Origin of the sequence: Streptomyces sp. NBC_01197 (assembly GCF_036010505.1) — a bacterium.
Classification (GTDB): Bacteria; Actinomycetota; Actinomycetes; order Streptomycetales; family Streptomycetaceae; genus Streptomyces.
The window spans coordinates 5,718,705-5,745,241 of the sequence record NZ_CP108569.1 but is presented as its reverse complement, the minus strand read 5'-3'; the positions used below and the strand labels follow the sequence as shown (position 1 = coordinate 5,745,241).

Genomic DNA, 26,537 nt, shown 5'->3' with positions numbered 1-26,537 from the left:
GCGCGTGAGCCGGGGGAACCCGACGTCACGGGCCCGTTGTCAGTGGTGGCGTGCATGCTGATTCCATGCGCGCTGCCCGCCTGATCAAGATGGTGCTCCTGCTCCAGTCCCGGCCGCTGATGACGGCGGCCGAGCTGGCGCAGGAGCTCGACGTGTCCGAGCGCACCGTCACACGGGACGCGCTCGCGCTCTCGGAGGCGGGCGTTCCGGTGTATGCGGAGCGGGGCAGGTCCGGCGGGTACCGGCTGATCGGCGGTTACCGCACCCGGCTGACCGGTCTGGCCCGCACCGAGGCCGAGGCGCTGTTCCTCTCCGGGCTGCCCGGCGCGCTGCGGGAGATGGGGCTTGAGGACGCCGCGTCGGCGGCCCGCCTGAAGGTGTCGGCGGCCCTGCTGCCCGCGCTGCGCGACGCCCCCGCGTCGGCGGACCGGCGCTTCCATCTGGACGCGCCCGGCTGGTACCAGGAGCCGAGCACGCCGGAGCTGCTGCCCGCGCTGGCCGGCGCGGTGTGGGCGGACAGACGGGTATCGGCGCGCTACCGCCGCCGGGACGGTTCCGAGGTGGAGCGCGACCTGGAGCCGTACGGCCTCGTGCTGAAGGCTGGTGTCTGGTACGTCTGCGCTCGCGCGGAAGACGGCCCGCGCGGCATAACCGATCCGCGCGACGCGACCGGCCCGCGTGATGCGGCTGACTTCCGGGTGTACCGCATCGACCGCTTCACCGCAGTCACGCTCCATGCCCACGATGGGCAGGGCTGTTTCATACGGGACGAGGCGTTCGACCTGTCCGCCTTCTGGGAGCAGCGTGCGGCGGACTTCGCCCGGTCGCTCCTCGCGGCGGAGGTGGTGGTCCGGGTCTCCGCGGCCGGCGCCGAGTCCCTCCCGCACGCCGTGGACCGCGCGGCGGCGAACGAGGCGCTGACCTCGGCCTCCGCCCCTGATGATCTCGGCCGGGTCACGGTCGCGCTGCCCGTCGAGTCACTGGAGGTGGCGTACGGTCAACTGCTCTCGCTGGGGCCGGAGGTGGAGGTCCTGGAGCCACCGGAGCTCCGGGCGCGCTTCGCCGACGCGCTGACCGCGGCGGCGCGGCTGTACGCCTGAGTCAGGGCAGCCGTTACCGGTACTCCTCCGCTGCCCGGTCCGCGCCGCCGAGCGCGACCTCCGTGATGTACCGCCAGGCGTCGGGCCGACTGCCGTCCGTGTCCGTGAAGCCGTACTCCGCGGCCAGTTGTCCGCTGGAGAGCGACTGCCCGTTCCACCGCGCCCGGTCCGCGTCGGCCGCGACCGCCGCCACCGCGCGGCCCACGAACACCGGCGACTCCGCGATGGCGAAGTGCGGTTCCCTCGCGATGGCGTCGCGCCAGGTCGCCTCAGTCACCCCGAAGTGGTCGAGCATCGCCTCCGAGCGCAGGAAGCCCGGGGTGACACAGATGGCCGTGGAACCGACGGACTCCAGCTCGTGGGCGAGGCCGGCGGCCATCCGGATGGGCGCGTTCTTGGCCAGGTCGTAGTAGAAGTTCACCCGGTAGTCGCGGTTGGACTCAGCTGTTCCGTCGGTCACTTCGACCACCAGGCCACCGGGGGTGCGGGCCAGCAGCGGGAGCAGGGCACTGCTGGTGATGATGTGGCTCTTCACCCCGAGTTCCAGCATCCGGAGCCCCTCCTCCAGCGGGATCTCCCACATCTTGACGTCCTCGCCGACCCGGGCGAGATGGTCACCGCCCCAGATGTCGTTGACCAGGATGTCCAGCCGTCCCTGCTCACGGTCGATGCGCTCGGCCAGCGCCCGGACCTGCTCCTCCTCCAGATGGTCGGTGGGCACGGCGAATCCGGTCCCGCCCGCGGCGCCGATCAGCTCGGCGGTCTCCTCGATGGTCTCGGAACGTCCCACTTCGCTGCGGTGCTCGCGGGTGGTCCGCCCGGTCGCGTACACGGTGGCGCCCGCCGCTGCCAGCTGTACGGCGATGGCCCGGCCCGCACCCCGGGTGGCTCCGGCCACCAGGGCGATTCGTCCCGTCAAAGGCTTGTCTGTCTCCATACGGTCACCGTGCCACCTATACCCGACAGCTTCGGTCCGGTTTTCCGGGGGATTCCGGATCCGGTGGTCAGCCCAGTGCCTTCAGCGTGTCCCCGTTCGCCAGCCGGGCCGACAGCACAGCCCGGTCGCTCTTTCCCGCCCGTACCGCCAGCGTCGTACCGTGCGCCGTGGCCCGTACGCCCCCGGTCGCCTCGATCTCGCGGACCTCCCTGCTGCCCGCGGCGAGCAGGTACCAGCGCCCCGAGCCTGACTCCCACTTGGCACCGGCCAGTACGTTCCGGCCGAAGCGGCTGCACAGCGCGGTGTTCTTCTGCTGCGCCACCATCGCGCCCGGCCTGGACGCCGGCCCGGGGAGCTGGAGCTGTACGGAGACCCGGCCGGGCCCCTGCCAGGTGTCCGCCCTGGTGCACACCCAGGAGGCACTGCCGCCGTTCTCGGGGAGCTGCTGGCGGGCGTACTCCCAGTTGTTCACGGCGCGTACACCGGTGCCGCGCACACCGGCCAGCGAGCAGGCGGTGTGCGCCCAGCTGAGCAGCGCCTGGCTGCCGGTCGCCTCCCTCGGCTGCCCCGCCGGGTCGCGGCCGGCCGGCGGCGGGCTGTAGGTGAGGTGGACGGGCGTGAGGTCGCCGAGGTCGGTGACGAGGAACGCGTGCTTCTCCACCACCTTGCTGGAGGAGCGGAGCTGGAGCGCGGTCCAGGAACCGCATCCGGTGCCACCCACGACCGGGGCCGGGCTCGACACCGGTGCGGTCACTCCGTCCTTGCCCTCGTCGAGCGGGCGCGCCGGGGCGTCCGGGGCGAGGAGGTCGCGGGTGCCGGACTCGGCGACCCAGGGGGCCAGCAGGAAACGGGCGTTTCCGTCGGTGCGGGCGACGACGACCGCGGCCCCGGTGGTGAGGTCCGCGCCGTCGGTGCGGGCGAAGTCGAGCGCGGGCGCACCCTTGCCGCCGGTGGGCTCGGCGTACCGGACGACCCGCTCACCGTCGGCGAACAGCACCACCGCCGCGCCGTCCACGTCGCCCGCGTAGAGCAGCCGGGGCGGCTGGGACGGCGGGACGGTCGCGGCGCCCTGGGTGGCGGAGATCCGTACCGTACGGGCGGGGCTCGCCCAGACCTTCAGCGCCCGGCCGAGCAGCGCGGTGTCCTCCTTGCGCGCGCCTCGCGCGGGCCAGACCGTGAAGTCCAGGCGCGAGCTGTCGGCCCACTCCTGCGCCGGGGCGCGCAGCAGCAGCGCCGGGTCAACGGCGCGGGCGCTGACCGCGGGATCGAACGGCCCGGTCGCTGCCGACGGCGCCGAGCCGCCCTCGCGGTCCACCACCACCAGCGCCACGGCGAGCACGGTCACGACGACGCCCACGGACCGCGCGAACCTGATGCGCTGCCTGCGCCGGAGCAGATCCGTGGGGCGGGTGTGCACCAGACAGGGGTCGAACTCGTCGGATGTCAGCAGCGCGTCTGCGCCCGTCTCCGCCGGGGTGCGGGCCAGCCGGAGCGCCGTGCGCAGCGCGGACCCCGCGTCGGTGGCGCCCGCCGTCGTCAGCAGCGTACGGGTGGCCTGTTCACTCAGCCCCTCGATGCGGTGCAGCACGAGTGCGGCCCTGGCGGCCGCTGTGGTCCCGGACAGCGCCTGTTCCAGGGCGAGTTCGTCGGCGCCACCGGCCCGGGGGAAGATCCGCAGCCCGAAGACGGCGGGCAGCGCGGGCCGCAGCGCACGCGGTGCGGGCAGTTGCCGGGGCCACCAGCCGGGACGCTGTCCGTACGCCAGGGCGGCCGTCAGCACGCGCTGTCTGACCAGGACGTAACCGGGGTCATCCGATGTGCCGCGCTGGGCGGGCACCCGCGGCTCGTCCGGGACGCTGCCGCGCGACGAGGCGGGCAGCGCCCGCTGGACGGCCGCATGGGCGGCGAGCACCCGGCGGTGGCGGCCCAGTGACGGGGGCAGCGTGATGTAGGCGAGGCGGACGAGCCGCGGATAGTGCTCGACGAGTGCGGCTTCGGCCTGTTCCACGCCCACCCGGGCGGCGCCGGACCGCGCTCCTTCCGGTTGCTCTTGCGTTCGCATGACGGGGGCGGCCCCTTTGGGGTGAGTGATCGAAACGCTTCACCCGTCAAACGAGTGATTCATCGGACGGTCACATCGCCTGGTAACAAGAGGGCCGCTGATCGGCGCTCCGCGTGCGCAGCGCCCGGCCAACCACGATGCTGGACGCGTGAGGGACGAGACGGAGTTCTGGGAGACCATCGACAGCACTCGCGCGGCCGCCGACGGCGACCCCGAGGACCATGCCGACCTGCTCACCGAGCGATTGGCGCAGCTCGACCCGGAGTCCGTGCTGGAGTTCGCCCGGTACTTCGAGACGCGCTACAACCGCGCCTACCGCTGGGACCTGTGGGGCGCGGCGGTCGTGCTGCTGCGCGAGAGCGACAGCGACTCCTTCGACTACTTCCGCTGCTGGCTCATCGGCCAGGGCCGGGAGATCTTCGAGGGCGCGCTGCAGGACCCGGACGCCCTGGCCGACCTCCTCGACGACTTCGACGAGGAGATCGACGGCGACGGCGAGGACCTGGGGTACGCGGCCGACGAGGCGTACGAACAGCTCACCGGGGCACCCACGCCCGATCTCGGTATTCCGCCGCAGGCCGCCGACCCGGAAGGGCCGCCGGTCGACTTCGACGACGAGGCACTCGCCGAACGGTATCCGCGCCTGTGGGAGCGGTTCGGCTCCTGAGCGTCCATGCGCCCCGCCGGCATGTGGCCGAGGTTCATTACGCGGTGAGGCCGCGCCCCATCAGCACGTCGTCCACATACCGGCCCGCCAGGTAGAACTCGCCCGGCAGCACGCCCTCCACCGCGAACCCCTCGGCGGCGTAGAGCTCGCGGGCCGGGGTGTTGTGCCCGAGTACCCGCAGGGTGATCCGGGATGCGCCCTGGCGCCGTGCCTCGGCGCACGCGGCCCTCAGCAGCGCCCGGCCCACACCGTGGCGGCGCGCCGTCCCGGCGACGGCCAGGCCCTGGATCTGGCGCACATGGGCGTTGCTGGCGAGCGGAGTCGGCCGTACCAGCCGGATGTAGCCCACGACCGCGCCTGCCAGCTCGGCGACCATGTGGTCGTCGGGGCGGTGCTGCTCGTCGAAGAAGGGGTGGTACGGGGGCTGGGGCGGGGGCATGACCGCGTGCAGCGAGGACCAGGTCACCCGGTCGAGCTCACCGAGCGCGTCACCGTCATCGGGTACGGCCATACGTATGTTCGGATCGGGCATGCGGGCCACTCTGCCACGGACGCGGGCGACGGCGCTGCGCGATTTCGCCGGGGTGCGTGAGGATGGGCCCATGCGTATCGCGATTGCCGGAGCATCAGGACTGATCGGTACGGCGCTGGGCCGCTCCCTGCGCGCCGACGGGCACGAGGTGGTGCGGCTGGTCCGCCGTACGGTCAGGGCAGCGGACGAGGTGGCCTGGGATCCGGCCCGTGAGCACGTGGACACGGCGGGTCTGGCGGGCTGCGACGCGGTGGTCAACCTGGCTGGTGCGGGGGTCGGCGACCACCGCTGGACGGACGCGTACAAGAAGGAGCTGCGGGACAGCCGGGTGCTGGGCACCGCCACTCTCGCGGAGGCCGTCGCCTCGCTCGACGTACCGCCGGCGGTGTTCCTGTGCGGCAGCGCGGTCGGCTACTACGGAGACACGGGCGACCGCGCGGTCGACGAGAACGCACCCCCCGGTGAGGGCTTCCTCGCCTCGCTCTGCGTCGAGTGGGAGGAGTCGGCCCGCGCGGCCGAAGAAGCGGGAATCCGGACGGCGTTCGCCCGTACGGGCCTGGTCGTGGCCAGGGAGGGCGGGGCCTGGGGCCGGCTGTTCCCGCTGTTCAAGGCGGGGCTCGGCGGCCGGATGGGCGACGGCAGCCAGTACTGGAGTTTCATCGCGCTGCTCGATCATGTCGCGGCGCTGCGCCATATCCTGGACACGGAGTCCCTGTCGGGCCCGGTGAACCTGACCGGACCTCAGCCGGTCACCAACCGCGAGGTGACAGCGGCCATGGGCCGGGTCCTGCACCGGCCCACCCTGTTCACGGCCCCGGCGCCCGCGCTGCGGGTCGCGCTGGGCGAGATGGCGGGGGACGTCCTGGGAAGCCAGCGGGTCCTCCCGAAGAAGCTCCTGGAGTCGGGCTTCACCTTCGCGTTCCCGGAGATCGACGGGGCGATCCGGGCGGCGGCGTAGGCGAGTCGGGCCCCGCGCGGACGCCACCGGGCGGAGACCGAATCCAGCCCCTCCGGAGTCCGAGGAGCGGGGTCCGGGGCGGAGCCCCCTGCAACGCAACCGCACCGGCCCCAGCGCGCACCGCCCCACGCCCCCACCGCCCGCCGTGCGACCCCGCGCCCCCATGCCCCCGCGCCGCGCGCCTGCCACCCACCGCCCCACTCCCTACTCTCAACCCGAACCAGGGCATTTCCGCGGCCGGTTGGGGGAATCAGCTCTGCACGGAAGACCGCGGCCGCGCCGACCTCGGGGAGGGGCACGTGCTCAGAACCGCACGCCATGCCGACGTGATCATCGTCGGAGCCGGGCTCGCCGGCCTGGCAGCCGCTCACCGGCTGACCAGTGCCGGTGTGTCGGTCAGTGTCCTGGAGGCCGCCCCCTCGCCGGGCGGCCGCATGTCCACCGAGCTGACCGGCGGCTTCCGCCTGGACCGCGCCGGGGGGTTCCTCAACACCTCGTACCCGGAACTGCTCCGCGCCCCGTGCCTGGGCGAGACGGACCTCAGGCTGTTCTCACCGGGCGTCCTCGTGCACAGCGGGGGCCGTCTGCACCGTACGGGCGAGGCCGGGGGCACACGGGGCGCATTCAGCGCCCTGCGGAGCGCCTCACGCGCCCCCCTGAGCAGTGCCACGGGCGGCGGCCGTGGCGCGAACAGTGCACGCGTGAGCGGCGCACTCGACCGGGCCAGGCTGGGCGCCGCGCTGGCCCGCCTCGCCGCCACCCCGGTGGACCGGCTGCCGGCCCGCCCGGAACAGACCGCGCTGGCCGCGCTCCGCTCGTACGGCCTCCCGCCGCGTGCCGCGGCCGGCTTCCTCAAGCCCCTGCTGTCCGCGCTGCTGAGCGACCCCGGGCTGACCACGTCGAGCCGGTGCGCGGATCTCGCGCTGCGGAGTTTCGCCCTCGGCCGGCTGTGCGTACCGGCGGGCGGCGCGGCCGTCCTGCCCGAGCGGCTGGCGGCGACGCTGCCGCCGGGCACGGTGCGCACCGGGGTACCCGTCACCGCCGCCTCCATCAGCTCGGTCACCACGGCGGAACTGGGCACGCTGAGCTGCCGTGCGCTCATCGTGGCCACCGACGCCCGCTCGGCCGCCCGGCTGCTGCCCGGGCTGCGGGTCCCGGACTTCCACCCGGTGACGGTCCTTCACCATGCTGCCCCGGCGCCTCCGCCCACCGGCCCGGCCCTGGTCCTGGACGCCGACCGCTCGGGCCCCGTCTCGCACAGCGCGGTCATGAGCGAGGTCGACCCCACCCGGGCCCCGGACGGCCACGCGCTGATCTCGTCGACGGTGCTCGGCGACCCGGGCGCCGGCCTGGAACGCGCGGCCCGCGCCCAACTGGCCGCGCTGCACGGCACATCGACCGACGACTGGGAGTTGCTCGCCGTCCACCACTCCCCCGACGCGGTCCCCGCCATGCCGCCGCCGCACGACATGCGCCGCCCGGTCCGTCTGCTCGCGGGTCTTTACGTGTGCGGCGACCACCGCGACACCAGCAGCGCCCAGGGCGCACTCGCCTCGGGCCGCCGCGCCGCGCAGGCGGTCATGCGGGACTTCGGCATCAAACCGGACGTCGCGGTGGACGGGCTCCCGCTCGCCGCGTGACGTGAGCCTCAGCCGAGCGCCGCGACGCGGTCCCGGTACCCCCGTACCGCCGCCGCGTCCCGGTACGGCTCCAGCCTCCGCTCGAACTCGCGCACATACTCCACGGCCCGCACCGACCGCATCTCCCCCGCCTGCTGCGCCGACTCGGCCCCCAGCGCGCACGCCTGGTCCAGTTCGCCGAGGCCCAGCCGCGCGGTGGCCAGCACGACCCGGCAGAAGAGCCGGGAGCGCGCGAAGCTGGGAGCGCGCAGCTGGAGCGAGCGTTCCGCGTACTGCGCGGCGGGCCGGTACTGCTGGAGGTCGCGGTGGCAGTGCCCGAACTCGTCCGCCAACTGCGCCTCGTCGAAGAACCGTGCCCAGTACGGCACTTCGTCGCCCGGCCGGGCCGCCTCCATGGCCCGCTCGGCCCGTGCCAGGGAGGCCGTGCAGGCCCGTACCTCGGCGAGCGCCCCGTGGCCGCGCGCCTCGGCGGCGTGCAGCAGCGCCTGGACGACCGGCGGCGCCGAGCTCCCGATGCCCTGCTGGGCCACGCGTGCGAGCTGGACGGCCTCCCTGCCGTGCCCGAGATAGACGGCCTGGCGGCTCATGGTGACGAGCACGTACGAGCCGTACGCCCGGTCCCCGGCGGCCTGCGAGAGCCGCAGGGCCTGGACGAAGTAGCGCTGGGCGAGCCCGTGGGCCGCGATGTCGTACGAGGTCCAGCCCGCCAGCCGGGTCAGGTCCGCGGCGGCCGCGAAGAGCCGCCGGCCGGTCGCCTCCCCGTACGTCCCGCGGAGCATGGGCTCCGCCTCGTGCTCCAGGTAGCGCACCAGGGCCTGCCGGGCGTGGCCGCCGCCGTACGCGTGATCGAGCGTGCGGAACAGCTCGCCCACCGAACGCAGCGCCGCGATGTCGCCCGGCCCGACCCGCTGCCCGGTCGTCCGCTCGGTCTGCCGCTGGCGCGGCACGGTCGGGCGGGGCTGCGAGGGAATCCTGGCGGCTGAGCGGGGTGGCTCGGCGCGGCCGTTCTGCCCCGGCCTCACTCCACCGGCCGAACCGGGTGCGCCCCAGTCGTCCGGGCGGCCGATCAGCCAGTCCCGGCTCGGCACGACGAGCCCGGCAGGGGTGAAGGCGATCTTGCGCAGTTCGGCATGGCTGCCGGAGTCCTTGCGCCAGAGACCGCTGACGATGTCGACGGCCTCCTCGGGCGTACCGGCGAATTCCAGCCCCGCGTACACCGGCGCGCAGGCGTCGAGCCCCAGATCCTGCGCGGAGAGCCTGCGCCCCAGACGCCTGGTGAAGACCTCGGCGATCAGCGCGGGCGTGGTGCCGCGCGGCTGCTGACCGCGCAGCCAGCGGGTCACCGACGTCTTGTCGTACCGCAGGTCGAGACCGTGCTCAAGGCCGAGCTGGTCGACTCTTCTGGCCAGCCCCGCGTTGGAGAACCCTGCCTCTCCGATGAGCGCGGCGAGCTGGCGGTTGGACGTGCGCTGCGGGGTTCGTTCCGTCATCAGCTGTGCGGTCTCCTGCCTTCCGGGCCGGGAGCAGCCCTCATGGAACGGCGCGAATTTAGCGGGCTCAACCGCTCGTTCCGCCACCTTCGCCCCGGATTCATCCGATCGTGTGAGGAGGTGTCGTTTCTGCCCGCCCAGGGGTGCCGTTCGAGGCGGTCGTACAGTTGCCGGGTGGCGCTCTCCGGGGCGTGCTGTCCGTATGCGATGAGGAGCTGCCGTGAGCGAGCTGCGGTTTGTCCGTCTGGGGTTCGGCGAGGAAGCCGTCGAGTACCGGGAGGCCTGGCAGAAGCAGCGTGAGGTGCACGCGGCGCGGTTCGCCGACGAGACGCCCGACACCGTGCTGCTCCTGGAGCATCCGCCCGTCTACACGGCGGGGCGGCGCACGGACGACAGCGAGCGCCCTCTCGACGGGACGCCGGTGGTGGATGTGGACCGCGGCGGCAAGATCACCTGGCACGGTTACGGCCAGCTGATCGGCTACCCGATCCAGAAGCTGCCGCGCCCGGTGGACGTGATCGCGCATCTGCGCCGCCTGGAGGAGGCGCTGATCCGGGTCTGTGCGGAGTTCGGTGTCGAGACCAGCCGCGTCGAGGGCCGCGCGGGTGTCTGGGTGCTGGGCGATCCGGTGGAGCAGCGCCCGTCCATCGGCGGGCTCTCGCTCGATCTGGACCCGCGGCTGCACGACGAGGAGTTCGACCCGCGGATGAACGGCCCCGAGTACGCGCCGTCCAACGCCGGGCAGCGCCGTGAGGACCGAAAGATCGCCGCCATGGGCATCCGGGTCGCGAAGGGCGTGACCATGCACGGCTTCGCGCTGAACTGCAATCCCGACACCACCTGGTTCGACCGGATCGTGCCGTGCGGGATCCGGGACGCGGGGGTGACTTCGCTCTCGTACGAGCTGGGCCGCGAGGTCACGATCGCAGAGGTGCTGCCCGTCGTGGAGAAACATCTGCGGGACGTGCTGGAGAACGCGGCCCTGGCGCCGCGTACGGTCGAGGGCGCCACCGCCTAACGCGGCCGGCGGGCTCCGTCCGGGCGGTCCGTCCCCGTCCGGAACAGGAGCGGTCCTGGCCGGTAGGGGGAATGCGCCTCAGCGGCCCCGGGTTGGCCAGAGAACAAGCCATACATATGACGGGCGTACCCTGGTGTTCGCCGAAGAATCGAAGCTGTAGGGAGCCGGACGTGTCCGCTGTCGCACCCGACGGGCGCAAGATGTTGCGTCTGGAGGTCCGGAACAGCCAGACCCCCATCGAGCGCAAGCCCGAGTGGATCAAGACTCGCGCCAAGATGGGCCCCGAGTACACGAAGATGCAGGCCCTGGTGAAGTCCGAGGGGCTGCACACGGTCTGCCAGGAGGCGGGCTGTCCCAACATCTACGAATGCTGGGAGGACCGCGAGGCCACCTTCCTCATCGGCGGCGACCAGTGCACGCGGCGCTGCGACTTCTGCCAGATCGACACCGGCAAGCCGGCCGCCCTGGACCTGGACGAGCCGCGCCGGGTGGGTGAGTCCGTCGTCACGATGGACCTGAACTACGCGACCATCACCGGCGTTGCCCGCGACGACCTGGAGGACGGCGGCGCCTGGCTGTACGCGGAGACCGTGCGGCAGATCCACGCCATGACGGCCGAGCGTGCCGAGGGCCGCACCAAGGTCGAGCTGCTCATCCCCGACTTCAACGCGGTCCCCGAGCAGCTGGCCGAGGTCTTCTCGTCCCGCCCGGAGGTCCTCGCGCACAACGTGGAGACGGTGCCGCGTATCTTCAAGCGGATCCGCCCCGGCTTCCGCTACGAGCGCTCGCTCGAAGTCATCACCAAGGCCCGTGAGGCCGGTCTGGTCACCAAGTCGAACCTCATCCTGGGCATGGGCGAGGAGCGCGAGGAGATCAGCCAGGCGCTCCAGGACCTGTACGACGCGGGCTGCGAGCTCATCACCATCACGCAGTACCTGCGCCCCTCCCCGCGCCACCACCCGGTCGAGCGGTGGGTGAAGCCGGCCGAGTTCGTGGAGCTCCAGGGCGAAGCCGAGGAGATCGGCTACTCCGGTGTGATGTCGGGCCCGCTGGTCAGGTCCTCGTACCGAGCCGGCCGCCTCTTCCGCCAGGCGATGGATCGGCGCGGCGCCGCCGCCGTGTGAATCCGGGCACAAGCCACTACTGTGCGGTAGTCGCCGTGAGACGCGGCTCGTACGGTCCTCGCAGGTAGGAGGGCCAGTACGGGCCGCGTCCTCCGTTCCACGGGGATTACCCGGCCTTCACGGGCGTTTGACCGCCTGGACATGCCTTGGTAACAACAATCAGTGACTCTGGAACTACGCACCGCCCCATCGGACCGGACACCGGCCCGGGGAACGATGCGGGGCCCGGTCCGGAGCCACGGCCCGGTGCACGAACCAAGAAGAACCGTTCCGCCCGCCGGTCCCCCGCACACCGCAGAACCGCTCCGCGTCACGCACCGCACCACGTCACACGCACCGCTCGCCGTACCGCACCACTCGCCGTACCGCTGTATCCGCTGTGTATCCGCTGCCGTCCCGAGGGGCCCCATCATGCAGGCCGCGACCCAGTCCGTACGCGTCACCGCCATCCCGACCGTCACCGGAGCACTCCGTGCGGTCGAATCACTGCTGCTGAGCAACGGCCAGCGCACCGCCCGCCGCAATGCCTGGACATCGGTCCTCGAAGACCGCCGCCGGGCCAAGGACCGGGTGGACGCAGAGCACGTACTGGAGGCCGTGGCGGCCCGCACTTCTTAGTCCGCGTAAACTTCTGGCCATGGCGAGGAAGGCAAACGCAGACTCTGAGAATCCCGGGCGACTCAAGCAGATCGCCCTGACCTACAAGATGACCCGCAAGGCCGATCCCAAGGTCGGTCTTGTCGTCGGTGGCCTGGGAATCGTCGTCTTCGGCGTCCTCCTCGGCGTCGGCTTCTTGATCGGTCACCCCATCTACCTGGGCATCCTGGGTTTCCTGCTGGCCTTCCTCGCGATGGCGATCGTCTTCGGACGCCGCGCCGAGCGAGCGGCCTTCGGACAGATGGAAGGCAAGCCCGGCGCTGCGGCGGCGGTGCTCGAGAATGTGGGCCGCGGCTGGACCACGACCCCGGCCATCGCGATGAACCGCAGCCAGGACGTCGTGCACCGCGCGGTCGGCAAGGCCGGAGTGGTCCTGGTGGCCGAGGGCAACCCGAACCGGGTGAAGTCCCTGCTGGCCGCCGAGAAGAAGAAGATGGCGCGCGTCGTGGTGGACGTGCCGGTGCACGACATCATCGTGGGCGACGGCGAGGGCCAGGTCTCGTTGAAGAGGGTGCGCACCACGCTGCTGAAGCTGCCGCGCGTCCTGACCGGTGCCCAGGTCACCGCCGCCAACGACCGGCTGCGCGCGATGGGCGACCTGATGTCGAACATGCCGCTCCCGAAGGGCCCCATGCCGAAGAGCGCCCGCGCCCCGCGCGGCGGAAAGCAGCGCTGACCCACGCCACGCACCACACACCGAAGGCGGCCCGGACCACCAGGTCCGGGCCGCCTTGTTGTCGTGTGCCCCGGGCGACGTCGCCCGGCCGAGATCGGATCCGTACGCCGGCGGTCAGATCCGTACCTGCACGGCGCGGGCCAGCCGGTCGTGGAGGCCGCGTCCGTCGCGGTCCCAGATGAGCGCGGGGATGGCTACGCAGAGCAGCAGACTGCGTACGAAGACACGGCCCGTACCGAGGCGCCCGCCGCCCTCCGCGACGACCCGCAGCCGGAGCAGACGCTTGCCCGGGGTGAATCCGACCGTCGAGACGGTGAGCAGGCTCAGTACGAAGAACACGAGCAGGGCCCAGTTCCCCGCCGACTGCTGACCGCCGCGCGAAATGAGCCCGTATGCGATAAGCATGCAGAGTGCCCAGTCGATGAAAACGGCCCCGAACCGGCGGCCCAGCGGCGCGATCGCGCCCGGCCCTTCCTCCGGCAGGCCGAGCCGCTTGCCCCGGTAGCCGAAGTCGGCGCCCATCTCTTTCGCGGCCTCGCCAGGCCCGGAGAGCCACGATCCGACTACTTGCCTGTTGTCCACCCGTCCACGGTACTGCGGCCCCCTTCCGATCCGTACGGTCGGGGGTCGTCGCAGCGGTGTCGCACCCGGGCCGGTTAACTTCAGCGAAACAAATGGGTCATGCTTGAGAAATCCGCTGTCCCTATGGTCAGGTCCAGCGTGTGCCACCGCACTGGCGCCACAACGAGCCGCAACCCCGCCCCTCCCGGGTCGGGAGTAGGAGGAGTTGGATGTTCCAGAACGCCGACGACGTGAAGAAGTTCATCGCCGACGAAGACGTCAAGTTCATCGATGTCCGGTTCTGTGACCTGCCCGGCGTGATGCAGCACTTCACCATCCCGGCGGCGGTCTTCGACCCGGCCGAGGAGCTTGCGTTCGACGGCTCGTCGATCCGCGGCTTCCAGGCCATCCACGAGTCCGACATGGCGCTCCGAGCGGACCTGTCGACCGCCCGGGTCGACCCCTTCCGCCGCGACAAGACCGTCAACATCAACTTCTTCATCCACGACCCGATCACCGGTGAGCAGTACAGCCGCGACCCGCGGAACGTGGCGAAGAAGGCCGAGGCGTACCTCACCTCGACCGGGATCGCCGACACGGCGTACTTCGGCCCCGAGGCCGAGTTCTACGTGTTCGACAGCGCCCGGTTCCAGACCTCGGCGAACGAGAGCTTCTACCACATCGACTCCGAGGCCGGCGCCTGGAACACCGGTGCGGAGGAGAACAACCGCGGATACAAGGTCCGTTACAAGGGCGGCTACTTCCCGACCCCGCCGGTCGACCACTTCGCCGACCTGCGCGCCGAGATCTCCCTGGAGCTGGACAAGAACGGCCTCCAGGTCGAGCGCCAGCACCACGAGGTCGGCACCGCGGGCCAGGCCGAGATCAACTACAAGTTCAACACGCTGCTCGCCGCGGCCGACGACCTGATGCTCTTCAAGTACATCGTGAAGAACGTCGCCTGGCGCAACAACAAGACCGCGACCTTCATGCCGAAGCCGATCTTCGGCGACAACGGCTCTGGCATGCACGTCCACCAGTCCCTGTGGACCGGCGGCTCCCCGCTCTTCTACGACGAGCAGGGCTACGCGGGCCTGTCGGACATGGCCCGCTACTACATCGGCGGCATCCTGAAGCACGCCCCCTCGCTGCTTGCCTTCACCAACCCGACGGTGAACTCGTACCACCGCCTGGTCCCCGGCTTCGAGGCCCCGGTCAACCTGGTCTACTCACAGCGCAACCGCTCGGCCGCGATGCGGATCCCGATCACCGGCTCGAACCCGAAGGCCAAGCGCGTCGAGTTCCGCGCGCCCGACCCGTCGTCCAACCCGTACCTGGCCTTCTCGGCACTGCTGATGGCCGGCCTGGACGGCGTCAAGAACAAGATCGAGCCGGCCGAGCCGATCGACAAGGACCTCTACGAGCTGGCCCCCGAGGAGCACGCGGGCGTCGCCCAGGTCCCGACCTCGCTCCCGGCGGTCCTCGACGCCCTGGAGGCCGACAACGAGTACCTCCAGGCGGGCGGCGTCTTCACTTCCGACCTGATCGAGACGTGGGTCGACTACAAGCGCACGCAGGAGATCGCCCCGATCCAGCTGCGCCCGCACCCGCACGAGTTCGAGCTGTACTTCGACCTCTAGTGCCGCCGCAGGCACTAGAACGCGCGACCGGTACGTGTGGGCGGAAGCCCGGCCACCGGTTCCGTACTCCGAAAGGGCCGCCGCCCAGTTGCTGGGCGGCGGCCCTCGGTCGTGTCCCGGTCAGTGACCGGTGCGCGAACCGGTGGGCGGCGAGGCCGTGTTCACGCTGCGACCGAGATCAGCAGGGCCATCAGCAGGCCGCAGACGCTCACGATCGTCTGGATCGCCGTGTGTGATTTCGTGGCCTGGCCAAGTGACATCCCGAAGGACTCCTTGACCAGCCAGAAACCCGCGTGGTTCACGTAGTTGAGGCCGATCGATCCTGCTCCGATCGCGACCACGAGCAGTGCCGTGTGCAGGCTGCTGCCGGAGGCCGCCAGAGGGGCCAGGATGCCCGTCGCCGCGACGATTCCCACGGTGGCCGAGCCCGTCGAGAACGACAGGAGCAGGGCCAGCAGCCAGCCCAGGATCAGGACGTTGATGTGCAGTCCCGAGGCTGCCGACTCGACTGCCTTGCCGATGCCCGAGTCCTCCAGGACCTGGTTGAACGCGCCGCCGCCCGCGATGATCAGCAGGATGCCGGCCACCGCCTTGAGGCTGTCCGTCAGGGACGACCTGATGGCGTCGGGGGTCATGTCGCTGCGGTAGCCGAGTGCGAACAGCGCGAAGAGGAAGCCCGCGAGCATGGCGATCACCGGCTCACCGGTGAAGGTCAGGACGTGCCGTACCGGGCTCGACTCGTCGTACACCAGCTCCGCGAGCGTGCGCAGCAGCATGAGTACGACCGGGACGAGTACGGCGGTCAGCGCCCAGCCGGTGCGGACCTTGTTGACGGGAGGGGCGCCGACGCCCGTGCTGTCGTCCGGGTTCTCGGGCCCGGTGAACTTCGCGACCAGTTCCGGGTCGGGGTGCACGTCGAGACGCGGCGCGATCCAGCGGCCGTACACCGGGCCGGCGATGATGATCGTCGGGATCGCGCAGACCAGACCCACCACGATCGTCATGCCGAGGTTGGCGTGCAGCCCCTCCACCGCGACCAGCGGGCCGGGGTGCGGTGCCACCATTCCGTGCAGGGTCGACAGCGCGGCGATCGCGGGGGTGGCGAGGAAGACGTACGGCGACCCCTTGATCCGGTGGGTGTCCTGGAGGCGCCGGGCCACGCTGAAGATCAGCGGGAGCAGCACGATCAGCCCGATCTCGAAGAACATCGGGATGCCGATGACGAAGGCGGCGCCCGCCATGTACCAGGGCAGGGAGCGTTCCCCGGACCGGTCGACGATCAGGCGGGCGATCTTGTCCGTGGCGCCCGACCCCGACAGCAGCCTGCCCAGCATCGCGCCGAAGGCCAGGGTCACGCCCACGTTGCCGAGGATGCCGCCGGCGCCCGACTCCAGTGACTCCGCGATCTTCTCGACGGGCTGGCCCGCGGCCAGCGCGACACCGATCGACACGGTCATCAGCGCCACGAAGGGGTGGAACCGCAACCGTGAGTTGATCAGCAGGATCAGTACGGCGATGGCTGCCGCCAGGATGATCAGCAGCGTCCAGGTGTGCCCCGTCACAGTTGGCCCCCGCGGGTGCGACGCGAGCGGGCCCGTGTTCCGGGGCGCGGTATCTTCAGCAAGAGAACTCCTGGTGCGGCTCGTTGTGTCCCGGCGGGAAGCTATCCGGCGCCTGCCACTGCTCTCCAGGTTCTGCGCACAACCCGCGTAACCCCTGTTCCGTGCGTTGTGTGCATTCTGTGCACCGGGCGTCGGCGGTTACCGTCGGCGGGGTGAGATTCTTCGGACCGTCCGCCAGGGAGCTGCCTGCCGGGAAGCCGTCTGCCAGGAAGCCGTCCGCCGCGAACCCGTCCGCCCGCCGCCCCGCCGCGCGCCGGCGGATACGCGGGCGGGTGCGGCTGCGCACCCAGGTCCTGCTGTTGCAGTGCGCGGTCGTCGCGGTGACCCTGGCCACGGCGTTCGGCGCCTACGCGTACTCCAACGAGCACCGGCTCGTCAGCGAGTACCAGCTGCGTGCGCTCGCGGTGGCCCGTACGGTCGCCGCCCAGCCCGCCGTCCGGCGTGGCGCGGCGAAGTATTCGGCGGCCAACACCCGGCCCGGCGGCGGAGCCGCGAGCACGCCGCGCGCGACGCTCGCCGCCGGACCGGTCCAGACGGCGGCGGAGGCGGCCCGCACCAGGACGGGATCGCTGTTCGTGGTGGTCACCGACGACCGCGGCATCAGGCTGGCGCATCCGGAGCGGTCCCAGCTGGGGCGGATGGTGAGCACCGATCCCAGCGGTGCGCTCTCCGGTCATGAGGTGCTGGCGCGGGACCACGCGCATCTCGGCGAGGAGGTGGTCGCGAAGGTCCCGGTGTACGCACCGGGCTCGCACCGGGTCGTCGGCGAGGCCAACGCGGGTGTCGCCGTATCCGACGTGCGGGCGCAGCTGATCCGTGTACTGCTGGGCGGTCTCGGCTGGCTGGTGGTCGCCCTGCTGCTCGGTATCGGTGCTTCGGCCCTGCTGGCCCGGCGCTGGAAGCGGCTGACGCTCGGCCTGGAACCGGAGGAGCTGGCCGGTCTGGTGCAGGAGCAGGAAGCCGTCCTGCACGGGATCGGCGAAGGGGTACTCGCCGTCGACAACGGCGGGACGGTCACCGTCGCCAACGACGAGGCGCGCCGGCTGCTGGCGACCCCGGCCCGGCCGGGATCGTCCGTGGACTCGCTGGGGCTGACACCGCGGGTGCTGGAGACGATCCGTACGCCCGTCGGCAGCCCGGTCATGGCGGCGGTCGGCGAGCGCGTCCTGGTGCTCTCGGCCCGGCCGGTCGAACGCGACGGGCAGGATCTCGGCACACTGCTGACCGTGCAGGACCGCACCGACGTCGAGTCGCTGACGCGCCAGCTCGACGCGGTGCAGGCGATGAGTTCGGCGCTGCGCGCGCAGCGCCACGAGTTCGCCAACCGGCTGCATGTGGTCTCCGCGCTGGTCCACGGCGGTCACCTCGCGGAGACGACCGAGTACATCGGCACGCTGCTCGGCACCGGTCCGCTGGGTGAGGCCCTGCCCGGTATCGACGCGGTCCGCGACTCCTACGTACGGGCTTTCCTGTCCGCCAAGGCCGCCCATGCGCGGGAGAACGGGGTGACGCTGGTGATCGGCGGGGCGACCTGGGCCGAAGGGACCGTGACAGCCCCGGTCGATGTCACCACTGTGTTCGGCAACCTGGTCGACAACGCGATCGACGCCGCCCGGCACGGGACGCGCGCCCCTTCCCTGGTCGAGGTCGAGCTGATGACCGAGGGCGCCACGCTCCTCATCACCGTCGCGGACACCGGCGACGGCATTCCGTCCGAACCGGCCGACGATGTGTTCCGCGAGGGCGTGTCGACGAAGGACCACACGTCAGCCGTCGGCGGCCGGGGCATCGGGCTGGCACTGGCGCGGCAGATCGCGCGGGCCAGGGGCGGAGACGTCCACCTCGCCGAGCACGGCGGGCCGCCGGCTGGGCCGGAGGCCGGACACGACGGCCCGCCTGGGCCGGAGGCCGAGCACCCGGGCCCCTCGGGGACGTACGGAGCAGGGGCGTCCGCTTCCGGGCCGGGCGGGGACGAGCCGGGGCGGGTCTCGGGCGGTGCCGTGTTCGTAGCCCGGCTGCCCGGAGTCATGGCGCCCGGAGAGACCGAGTCCGGAACCGTGGAGACCGAATCCGCGGTGACCCGAGCCGTGGAACCCGGAGCGGCCGGGCCAGGACTCGTGGAGCAGAAGCCGTGGGGGCAGGAAACGTGGGGCAGAAAACGTGGGGCAGGAAACGTGGATGAGGCAGGCCGATGACCGGACGTGAGCCGTTTTCCGTGCTGGTCGTCGACGACGACTTCCGGGTCGCCGGGATCCATGCGTCACTCGTGGACGGCGTACCCGGATTCCGGGCCGTCGCCCCGGCGAACTCCGCCGGGGCCGCGCTCCGGGCCGCCGAAGCCGCACCCGTTGACCTGGCACTGATCGACCTCTATCTGCCCGACGGTTCCGGGATCGACCTGCTGCGCGGCCTGGAGTGCGACGCGTTCGTACTGAGCGCGGCCGCCGAAGGAACCACGGTGCGGCGGGCGGTGTCGGCGGGAGCACTGGCCTATCTGGTCAAGCCGTTCACGCCGGAACTACTGGCCGAGAAGCTGCGCGGCTACGCCCGCTTCCGCCAGCTGACCGAAGCGGAGATCGTCGACCAGGGCGCTGTCGAGAGCGCGTACGCCGCCCTGCGGAGCCCGCCGGTCCACCGTACGGCCCGACGTCCCGCCCCCCGCACGGTGACCGGCGACGCGGTGCTCTCGGCCGTACGGAGTTCGGCCTCCCCGCTGTCGGCGGGCGAGGTCGGTGCGCTCATCGGCGTCTCGCGCGCCACCGCCCAGCGCTACCTCGCGGGGCTGGTCACCAGCGGCCTGCTGAAGATGAGACTGCGCTACGGGGCGACCGGGCGCCCCGAGCAGGAGTACCGGATTCCGTAAATGTGGCCGGCCACTGCCCCACCGTGTCGCGAGGTCGGCCTCGAAGGGCGAACGGGCGTGGTTCCCGGGGGAGTTGGCCCCCGGAAACCACGCCCGTTGCCACCCGTAGCGGTGGCCGTCGCCTTCGTCCGTCAGTGGCGCGCCGTCCGGCTCACCGTGACGTCCGCCGCGTTGACCAGGATGTACCGGTGGTTGAACTGGACCGTGTAGTAGTGCTTGGCCCCGGTGACCACCTCTCCGCCCTTGGGGAAGAAGTCCACGCCGGCGACCGGCGGTTGGGCCGCGACATAGGCCTGACCGACCGGGATCGAGTAGTTCTTCGCCGTCAGCGGGACCTGCTTCGACGGGGATAGCCCGGCCGGGTACTCGGACGGGTCCGGGTACGCCGTTCCGTACACCGGGGCGGCGGTGGTACCGGCCGGCCTGAGGATCCGTGCGCCCGGGGCGGGTGAGGTGTTGCTGCCGCCGGGGTTGTGGATCCAGCCCTTCTGGCCGTCGTACCAGATCGCCGTCCAGTCATCCTGCTCCCCGGCGACGACGAACTGCTGCCCGGCCTGGACCGTGACGCTCCAGTCGTTGACCCTGTCGGTGCCGCCCTTCGCCGCGGGGTCCGGGTGGATGACCGGGTCGAGGATCAGCGGGGCGTCGTCGCTCGGTGCGCTGCGTACGAACAGGGCGCTCGACGGTCCGGTCACCGGCGTGCAGGCGGTGACCGCACCCGTCGGGTCGTCCTCCGGGCAGACGGTGTACGTCTGCTCGTTCTCGCGGAACCCGGGGGTGATCGTCACGGCGGACCCGACGGGTCCGACGCCATGGCGGCCGAAGTCGAACGGGGCGCCGAGCAACCGCATGAAGCGCGTCCAGTCCCAGCCGTCGGCCGGGTCCCAGTGCATACCCGACAGGGTGGTGTCCGACGGACCCGGCACGTTGTCGTGGCCGAGGATGTGCTGCCGGTCCAGCGGGATGTCGTACCGGGCGGCCAGGTACCGCACGAGCCTGGCGGTCTGCTGGTAGGCCGCCGTCGTGTACCAGTCCGCGCCGTGCGCGGAGAAGCCCTCGTGCTCGATCTGGACCGCGTGCAGGTTGCTGTCGTAGTTGCCGTCACCGAACGCGACGTCCTTGTCGGCCACCATCTGGGTGACCGCGCCGTCCGACGACCGCATCACGTACTGCGCCGAGGCGCCACCAGGGGTCTGGAAGGTCTTGATCGCGTCGTCGTACGCCCCCTCCGTGGTGTGGATGATGATCTGGTTGATCTTTATGCCGTTGGCCGGGCGGTCGGACACCTGGCCGTTGGACGGATCCGCCGGGACGAACCGGCAGTTCATCGTCCGCGGGCATTCGGCCTGCGGCGACGAGGTGTCCTTGAGGTGGAGCTTGCTCAGCTGGCCGGTGACCGGCTTCGCCGACGGCACTGCGCTCATGGTGACCGCGGTGGTGGGCGCCGTGGCCGCCTTGGCCGCCGTGGCCGCCTTCGATCCGGCGGGGGCCTTCGAGTCCTGCTTGGCGCCCGATGCGATGGTGGCGAACACGTCGTCGACGTACGACGTGGCCGCCTTCCGGTCCGACATCCGGCTGTACTTGGCGATCGCCGCGGTCCACTGCGACGGGTCCTCGGACGTACTGCCGGTGAGTTGCTTCTGGTACGAGGCGAGAAGGGCGGCCCCGCCCCGGATGTTGTCCCTCCGGTTGTGCTGGAGCTGTGCGGCCGGAACTCCGGTCAGCTTCGCGGCGGCTCGCAGGGTGTGCAGTTCGGGGTGGTCGGTGAACGAGGTGAGGCCGGAGCGGCCCGCGGCGCCGGCCTCGCCGTCCGCCACCATCTCCGGTGTCACATCAGTGAGGTTCATCAGGCCCCAGCCACCGGTGTCGCTGTAGCCGGTGTGCTGCAGCCAGCCGGACTCCTCATGAGCCACGCCCTGGAGGACAGAGACCGGAACCTTGAACTCCGCAGCGGCTGCGTTGAAGTCGGCCTGCGCGGTGGTCGGCTGTTTCGCGTCGTCCTCGTTTCCCGCCTGGGCGATGGCAGGCAGGAAAGCGAGGGCTCCTGCGGCCAGGGTGCCGCCGAGAACGGCCGCCGGCAGCCATCGCTTCCCTTTTCTCTTGTGCAAGGGTGTTTCCTTCCGTGCAACTGACCCCGGAGTGCCTTCGGCTGGACGGCTGTCGCTTCGCCCCGCGGAGGCCGGGGATGGTGGGGGTGACGCTGGGGGTCTGCTGCTCACGCATACCGAGGTGGGTCGGGCCTCCTGAGCGGAGACGGCCTCGGCGTCCCGGCGCCATTCGATCTGTCACTTTGTCAGTTTCATGTGACGGAGTGAAGAACCGGAGCCGTTCCGTCGGAAAACATTCACAGCGGCTCCTGATACCGGGGACCAGATGGGGGGAACGGAGTCCCGCCGGTAGGTTGACGGGATGACCGAACAGCTTCCCGCCGGTGGTGTCGTGGTGGCTCCGGACGAGATCGACGCACGGTGGGCGGACTGCTGGCGGCCGCAGGAGGTGGCCTCGCGTCTCGCCGGAGTCAGCGCGCCCTGGTACGTCGCCGCGGGCTGGGCACTGGACCTGTTCCGGGGTGAGCAGAGCCGGGAGCACGGCGACATCGAAATCGCGGTCCCGGCGGCCCGGTTCCCCGAGATCCGCGCGCGCCTCACCGTCGGACCTGGGGCGGGAGCCCATCCGGAGGCCGGGCTTTCCCGGGGCGAGTGTGCCGGGGGCGGGCTTTCCGGGGCCCTGTTCGAGTTCGACGCGGTGGGGTCCGGACGTATCTGGGAGGCGGCCCCGGCCACGGCCCTGGCCGTGACCCATCAGACCTGGCTGCGTGACCGGGTGACCGGGACGTACCTGCTCGACGTCTTCCGCGAGCCGCACGACGGCGACATCTGGATATGCCGCCGCGATCCGGCGATCCGGCTGCCGTACACCGTGGTCATCCGGCGGACGGCCGACGGAATCCCTTATCTCGCACCGGAGTTGGTGCTGCTCTTCAAGGCCGGACGGGCCCGGCCCAAGGACCAGCAGGACTTCACCGCCACGCTGCCCCTGTTGTCGGATGCCCAACGAGCCACGCTGGCCGGTTTCCTGACGCGCGCCTACCCGGGGCACACCTGGCTGGCGGCGCTGCGGCAGTCCGCTCCGCCGTCCCGGGTTCGCGGTCAGGGCGACAGCGCCGAGGCGGCCCAGCGGTGACTGTGGGGGGCTGCGGGCGGTGGCCGTTCGGCGTCCCGGCGGGGAGCAGTTCCCCGGCTTCGAGTCCCGGCAGACCGGGGCCGCCGACGACCACCACGCCATCGCCCGCTTCAGCCGGGAGCTGGTGTCCCTCGCCGACGGCTCGGCGCCCGTCGCCGGGTTCGACGTGATCGCGCTCGCGGAGGACGGCCGTATCCGTGCACGGTTCCTGGGCCGCGTCCCCGCTGCTTGAGGGGGCGGTTCGGACTGCCCCCGGCCGGCCACTCAGCCCGGCCCGCCGCCGGACTGTTGAGGCCGGGCCGGGTGCGGTGTGACACTTCCGGCTGAACCGGTCCGGCGGCGGTCGGCGGTCCGATCCCGCCGATGCGAGGCAGAATGGCGTTATGCCTGAATTGCCGGAGGTCGAGTCCCTCACCCGGTTCCTGGGCGAGCACGTCGTCGGCCGTACCGTCGCCCGTGTCCACCCGGTGGCCGTCCACGCGCTCAAGACCTACGATCCACCGCTCACAGCGCTCGAAGGACAGTCGTTCGACCATGTGACCAGGCACGGCAAGTTCCTCGACCTCGGGATCGGCGGAGTGCATCTGGTCATGCACCTCGCCAGGGCGGGCTGGGTCCGCTGGAGCGACCGCCTGCCGGACGCGCCGCCCCGCCCGGGCAAGGGCCCGCTGGCGCTCCGGGTCAGGCTGCAGGAGCCGGAAGGCGCGGGGTTCGACGTCACCGAGGCCGGCACCCAGAAGCGGCTGGCGGTCTACGTCGTCCGGGATCCGCTGGAGGTGCCCGGCATCGCACGCCTGGGGCCCGATCCCCTCGCCGAATCCTTCACTCTCGCGGCCTTCACCGGCCTGCTTGAGGGCGAGCGCCGCCAGATCAAGGGCGTGCTGCGCGACCAGAGCGTGATCGCCGGGATCGGCAACGCGTACTCGGACGAGATCCTGCACGCGGCCCGGATGTCGCCGTTCCGGCTGGCCGCCAAGCTCTCCGACGAGGAGGTGGACGTGCTGTACGCGGCGATCGGGACGACGCTCGGCGAGGCGGTCGAACGGTCCCGCGGGCTGGCCCTGCGCAATCTCAAGGCCGAGAAGAAGAGCGGGCTGCGCGTACACGGGCGCGCGGGAGAGCCGTGCCCCGTCTGCGGGGACACCGTCCGCGAGGTGTCCTTCAGCGACTCCTCGATGCAGTACTGCCCCACCTGCCAGACCGGCGGCAGGATCCTGGCGGACCGGCGGATGTCCCGGCTGCTGAAGTAGCCGGGGCCGCGTGGCCCGACCGCGTAGCCTGGTCCGCGCCCGTGGGGCCGCGCCGGCCTTCAGGCTGACCGGTCCGGGGCTTCGGCCCCGAACCAGCCCCCGAACCGCAGCCCTCGAACCTCCGCCGTCCAGCCGTCTGGTGCACCCCGTGACTGAAGCCTCCGCCGTACTCGCCCGACTGGGCTCGGTAGGGCCGTACTTCACCGTTCAGTACGGCGAGAGGCAGGACCCGGAAGGGTTCGGACCGCTGTCCGGTCTGTACGGAACGGACAGCGCCGACACCATCAACGCGCCCGGCACCGTCCCCGATGGCGACGGCGACGGCCCGGCCGGTCCGCTCAGTGCGTATGTGCGGCTGTACGCCCGGCGGATGGGCACCGACCAGCTCCGGGTGGCCGCTTCCGCTTTCCAGCTGGGCCTCGCCTCCCGCCTCTGGTCGGTCGCGCTCGGCGCAGCCGTACTCGCCGGGCGTCTGCCGGACCTGAACCCGGAGCGGCTGCGGGTACGCCTCACCGACGACGGTCCGCTCGAACTGTGGCTGCCCGTACCGGCACTCGCCCCGCAGGGACCACAGGAGGACCATCCTGCCGACGCCGTACTCGCGGCGGTGGCCCTCGCCCATCTGCGCCCGTTCCACGCGACCCTGCGGGCCCGGTACAGCCTCTCGCCGCACACTCTGCGGGGCAACGCGGCGTCCGCGCTGGCCGGGGCGGTGCGCGTGCTGAACGGCCGGCGCCCCGGCGTCGAGGCGCGGGCCACCGCACTGGCGGCCGCCGTGCTGGCGGGCGAACCCCTCGCGGGCAGCGGCGATTTCATCGTCGAGGAGGGGCTGGGCTTCGCGTTCCTTCGCAACAACTGCTGCCTGTACTACCGGGTCCCCGGCGGCAGCCTCTGCGGCGACTGCGTCCTGCGGCATCCGCGTAACGGCCGGCCCGCCGCCCGGTAGGCCCCGGCCTTCCCCTCACCAGAACACCGGCATGAGACCGGCAAGTTATTTCTGCAAGTTGCAGGAAACTTTTGCGCAAACTCTTGAAGTGCTCATGCCTTAGCGGCAGGCTCCTCTGCGTCTCCCCCCATGGCGGTCACCCGCACGCGGCCGCCCCGGGACACCGCACTGCCCGCCCCACGAAGGAGCCGCAACGATGCGCAACCGTCTGCTCGGCACGTCCATGACCGGGGTCATGGCCGGGGTCATGGCCACCGGCGGTCTGCTCGCCCTCACCCCCTGGCAGGCGCAGGGCGCGCCTCCCGGCGACCGGACCGTCACCGCAACCCTCTTCGAGCGCCCGTACACGGACGTCGGAAAGATCTGCACGGACTCGCTCGGCCCGGCCGGTTACGGGTACGTCGAGGTGTCACCGGCCACCGAGCACATCGCGGGTTCCCAGTGGTGGACCTCGTACCAGCCCGTGAGTTACCGGATCACCGGGCGCCTCGGGGACGCCGACGCGTTCCAGGGCATGGTGAGCGCGTGCCATGCGGCCGGCGTCAAGGTGATCGCCGACGCGGTCATCAACCACATGTCGGCCGGGTCGGGCACCGGGACGGGCGGCACGCAGTACAGCAAGTACAACTACCCGGGGACGTACAGCGACCCGGATTTCCACACCTGCCGCAAGGACATCACCGACTACACCAATCGCGAGAACGTCCAGACCTGCGAACTGGTCGGCCTGGCCGACCTCGACACCGGCAGCGACTACGTCCGGTCCACCGTCGCCGGCTACCTCACCGGCCTGCGGAAGATGGGCGTCGACGGATTCCGCATCGACGCGGCGAAGCACATGGCCGCCGCCGACCTGCAGGCCATCCGGAGCAAGATGGCCGACCCCGGTTTCTGGGTCTCGGAGGTCATCTACGGCAGTGGCGAGGCCGTACAGCCAGAGGAGTACACGGGACTCGGCGACGTCGACGAGTTCCGCTACGGCACCCACCTCAAGAGCGCCTTCCAGGGCGGCGACCTCGGCAGCCTGCAGAACGTCGCCGACGGGAAGCTGCCCGGCGACAAGGCCACCACGTTCGTCGACGACTGGGACACCGAACGGAACGGCTCGACGCTCAGCTACAAGGACGGCGACACCTACAAGCTCGCCAACGCCTTCATGCTCGCGTTCCCCTACGGCTCACCGAACGTCTTCTCCGGTTACGAGTGGTCCGACAAGGACGCGGGGCCGCCCAGCGGCAGCGACGGCTGGACCAACATGCACGCGGACCCCGAGATCACCGGGATGGTCGGGTTCCACAACGCCGTCGGCGACGCGGCGGTGACCGACTGGTGGTCGCAGGGCAGCGCCATCGCCTTCGGGCGCGGCGCCAAGGGGTACGTCGCCCTCAACAACGGGGGCGGCGACCTCCAGCAGACGTTCACCACGTCACTGCCCGGCGGCACGTACTGCAACGTCGCCAAGGCGTCCCCGGGCAACTGCACGGGCAACACCGTGACGGTCGGGAACGACGGCAAGGTCACGGCGACGGTCCCGGCCAAGGGCGCACTCGCTCTCGACACGACCGCCACGTCGTAGGCCGCGGCAGCGTGCGGTTCATACGGCGCGGCGGC

Annotated in this window: 22 protein-coding genes and 1 pseudogene; 16 read left to right on the top strand and 7 right to left on the bottom strand. The window is 71.5% G+C overall.

The genetic code is table 11. From position 1 onward, the window contains the following. Positions 1 to 65 precede the first annotated feature (65 nt). On the top strand, positions 66 to 1,100 hold the full coding sequence (locus OG452_RS26440) for a helix-turn-helix transcriptional regulator (RefSeq protein ID WP_327298063.1): 1,035 nt from the start codon (positions 66 to 68) through the stop codon (positions 1,098 to 1,100). Between the two features lie 13 nt (positions 1,101 to 1,113). Here OG452_RS26440 and OG452_RS26435 read toward each other — a convergent pair whose 3' ends face one another. Together OG452_RS26435 and OG452_RS26430 are read right to left on the bottom strand one after the other, a co-directional pair. Further along, positions 1,114 to 2,037: an SDR family oxidoreductase gene (locus OG452_RS26435; RefSeq protein ID WP_327298062.1), complete on the bottom strand. Its 924-nt coding sequence runs from the start codon at positions 2,035 to 2,037 to the stop codon at positions 1,114 to 1,116. A gap of 67 nt (positions 2,038 to 2,104) precedes the next feature. Next, entirely contained in the window at positions 2,105 to 4,099 is a 1,995-nt protein-coding gene (locus OG452_RS26430; RefSeq protein ID WP_327298061.1) for a hypothetical protein, read from the bottom strand. Positions 4,100 to 4,247: 148 nt separating this feature from the next. Between OG452_RS26430 and OG452_RS26425 the strand changes: the two genes are divergently transcribed. After that, a complete protein-coding gene (locus tag OG452_RS26425; RefSeq protein WP_327298060.1) occupies positions 4,248 to 4,766 on the top strand; it encodes a DUF4240 domain-containing protein in 519 nt (172 codons plus the stop codon). Positions 4,767 to 4,803: 37 nt separating this feature from the next. On the opposite strand, the gene OG452_RS26420 is transcribed toward OG452_RS26425, so the two are convergent. Further along, complete coding sequence (locus OG452_RS26420; protein WP_327298059.1) at positions 4,804 to 5,298, bottom strand: GNAT family N-acetyltransferase; 495 nt, start codon at positions 5,296 to 5,298, stop codon at positions 4,804 to 4,806. Positions 5,299 to 5,368: 70 nt separating this feature from the next. Between OG452_RS26420 and OG452_RS26415 the strand changes: the two genes are divergently transcribed. Together OG452_RS26415 and OG452_RS26410 are read left to right on the top strand one after the other, a co-directional pair. Next, positions 5,369 to 6,256, top strand: a complete 888-nt coding sequence (locus OG452_RS26415; protein ID WP_327298058.1) for a TIGR01777 family oxidoreductase — start codon at positions 5,369 to 5,371, stop codon at positions 6,254 to 6,256. Positions 6,257 to 6,555: 299 nt separating this feature from the next. After that, positions 6,556 to 7,896, top strand: coding sequence for an FAD-dependent oxidoreductase (locus OG452_RS26410; protein ID WP_327298057.1), 1,341 nt, complete (start codon positions 6,556 to 6,558; stop codon positions 7,894 to 7,896). 8 nt (positions 7,897 to 7,904) lie between these two features. On the opposite strand, the gene OG452_RS26405 is transcribed toward OG452_RS26410, so the two are convergent. Then, on the bottom strand, positions 7,905 to 9,386 hold the full coding sequence (locus OG452_RS26405; RefSeq protein WP_327298056.1) for a regulator: 1,482 nt from the start codon (positions 9,384 to 9,386) through the stop codon (positions 7,905 to 7,907). A 220-nt stretch (positions 9,387 to 9,606) separates the two neighbouring features. On the opposite strand from OG452_RS26405, the gene lipB reads away from it, so the two are divergent. From lipB to OG452_RS26385, 4 genes are all read left to right on the top strand, one after another. Further along, the gene (lipB, locus tag OG452_RS26400; protein ID WP_327298055.1) at positions 9,607 to 10,404 is read left to right on the top strand and encodes a lipoyl(octanoyl) transferase LipB; all 798 of its coding nucleotides are present in this window, start codon (positions 9,607 to 9,609) and stop codon (positions 10,402 to 10,404) included. A 170-nt stretch (positions 10,405 to 10,574) separates the two neighbouring features. Beyond that, positions 10,575 to 11,528 (top strand): lipoyl synthase, encoded by a 954-nt coding sequence (gene lipA / locus OG452_RS26395; protein ID WP_327298054.1) that lies wholly within the window; start codon positions 10,575 to 10,577, stop codon positions 11,526 to 11,528. Between the two features lie 411 nt (positions 11,529 to 11,939). Continuing rightward, positions 11,940 to 12,146, top strand: a complete 207-nt coding sequence (locus tag OG452_RS26390) for an SCO2195 family GlnR-regulated protein (protein ID WP_327298053.1) — start codon at positions 11,940 to 11,942, stop codon at positions 12,144 to 12,146. A gap of 19 nt (positions 12,147 to 12,165) precedes the next feature. Then, the gene (locus OG452_RS26385) at positions 12,166 to 12,861 is read left to right on the top strand and encodes a DUF4191 domain-containing protein (RefSeq protein WP_327298052.1); all 696 of its coding nucleotides are present in this window, start codon (positions 12,166 to 12,168) and stop codon (positions 12,859 to 12,861) included. Positions 12,862 to 12,975: 114 nt separating this feature from the next. Here OG452_RS26385 and OG452_RS26380 read toward each other — a convergent pair whose 3' ends face one another. Further along, positions 12,976 to 13,443, bottom strand: a complete 468-nt coding sequence (locus tag OG452_RS26380) for an RDD family protein (protein WP_266857754.1) — start codon at positions 13,441 to 13,443, stop codon at positions 12,976 to 12,978. Positions 13,444 to 13,652: 209 nt separating this feature from the next. On the opposite strand from OG452_RS26380, the gene glnA reads away from it, so the two are divergent. After that, positions 13,653 to 15,062 (top strand): type I glutamate--ammonia ligase, encoded by a 1,410-nt coding sequence (gene glnA / locus OG452_RS26375; protein ID WP_327298051.1) that lies wholly within the window; start codon positions 13,653 to 13,655, stop codon positions 15,060 to 15,062. A 161-nt stretch (positions 15,063 to 15,223) separates the two neighbouring features. On the opposite strand, the gene OG452_RS26370 is transcribed toward glnA, so the two are convergent. Beyond that, on the bottom strand, positions 15,224 to 16,624 hold the full coding sequence (locus OG452_RS26370) for a GntP family permease (RefSeq protein WP_327298050.1): 1,401 nt from the start codon (positions 16,622 to 16,624) through the stop codon (positions 15,224 to 15,226). Between the two features lie 212 nt (positions 16,625 to 16,836). Between OG452_RS26370 and OG452_RS26365 the strand changes: the two genes are divergently transcribed. Then, a complete protein-coding gene (locus OG452_RS26365) occupies positions 16,837 to 18,879 on the top strand; it encodes a sensor histidine kinase (protein ID WP_327298049.1) in 2,043 nt (680 codons plus the stop codon). Continuing rightward, positions 18,876 to 19,547, top strand: coding sequence for a response regulator transcription factor (locus OG452_RS26360; protein WP_327298048.1), 672 nt, complete (start codon positions 18,876 to 18,878; stop codon positions 19,545 to 19,547). Before OG452_RS26365 ends, OG452_RS26360 begins: the two co-directional genes overlap by 4 nt. Positions 19,548 to 19,678: 131 nt before the next feature. Here the strand turns inward: OG452_RS26360 and OG452_RS26355 are convergent, their stop codons facing one another. Next, on the bottom strand, positions 19,679 to 21,655 hold the full coding sequence (locus OG452_RS26355) for an amidase (protein WP_327298047.1): 1,977 nt from the start codon (positions 21,653 to 21,655) through the stop codon (positions 19,679 to 19,681). Positions 21,656 to 21,956: 301 nt separating this feature from the next. On the opposite strand from OG452_RS26355, the gene OG452_RS26350 reads away from it, so the two are divergent. The 5 genes and pseudogenes from OG452_RS26350 (at position 21,957) to OG452_RS26330 (ending at position 26,502) form a co-directional block, all read left to right on the top strand. Beyond that, the gene (locus OG452_RS26350) at positions 21,957 to 22,730 is read left to right on the top strand and encodes a nucleotidyltransferase domain-containing protein (RefSeq protein ID WP_327298046.1); all 774 of its coding nucleotides are present in this window, start codon (positions 21,957 to 21,959) and stop codon (positions 22,728 to 22,730) included. 37 nt (positions 22,731 to 22,767) lie between these two features. Further along, a pseudogene (locus OG452_RS26345) lies at positions 22,768 to 22,962 on the top strand (nuclear transport factor 2 family protein); the annotation flags it as partial. Between the two features lie 151 nt (positions 22,963 to 23,113). Beyond that, positions 23,114 to 23,980 (top strand): Fpg/Nei family DNA glycosylase, encoded by an 867-nt coding sequence (locus OG452_RS26340; RefSeq protein ID WP_327298045.1) that lies wholly within the window; start codon positions 23,114 to 23,116, stop codon positions 23,978 to 23,980. A 148-nt stretch (positions 23,981 to 24,128) separates the two neighbouring features. Then, positions 24,129 to 24,926, top strand: coding sequence for a (2Fe-2S)-binding protein (locus OG452_RS26335; protein WP_327298044.1), 798 nt, complete (start codon positions 24,129 to 24,131; stop codon positions 24,924 to 24,926). 196 nt (positions 24,927 to 25,122) lie between these two features. Then, positions 25,123 to 26,502 (top strand): alpha-amylase, encoded by a 1,380-nt coding sequence (locus OG452_RS26330; RefSeq protein WP_327298043.1) that lies wholly within the window; start codon positions 25,123 to 25,125, stop codon positions 26,500 to 26,502. The last annotated feature ends 35 nt before the right edge of the window (positions 26,503 to 26,537 follow it).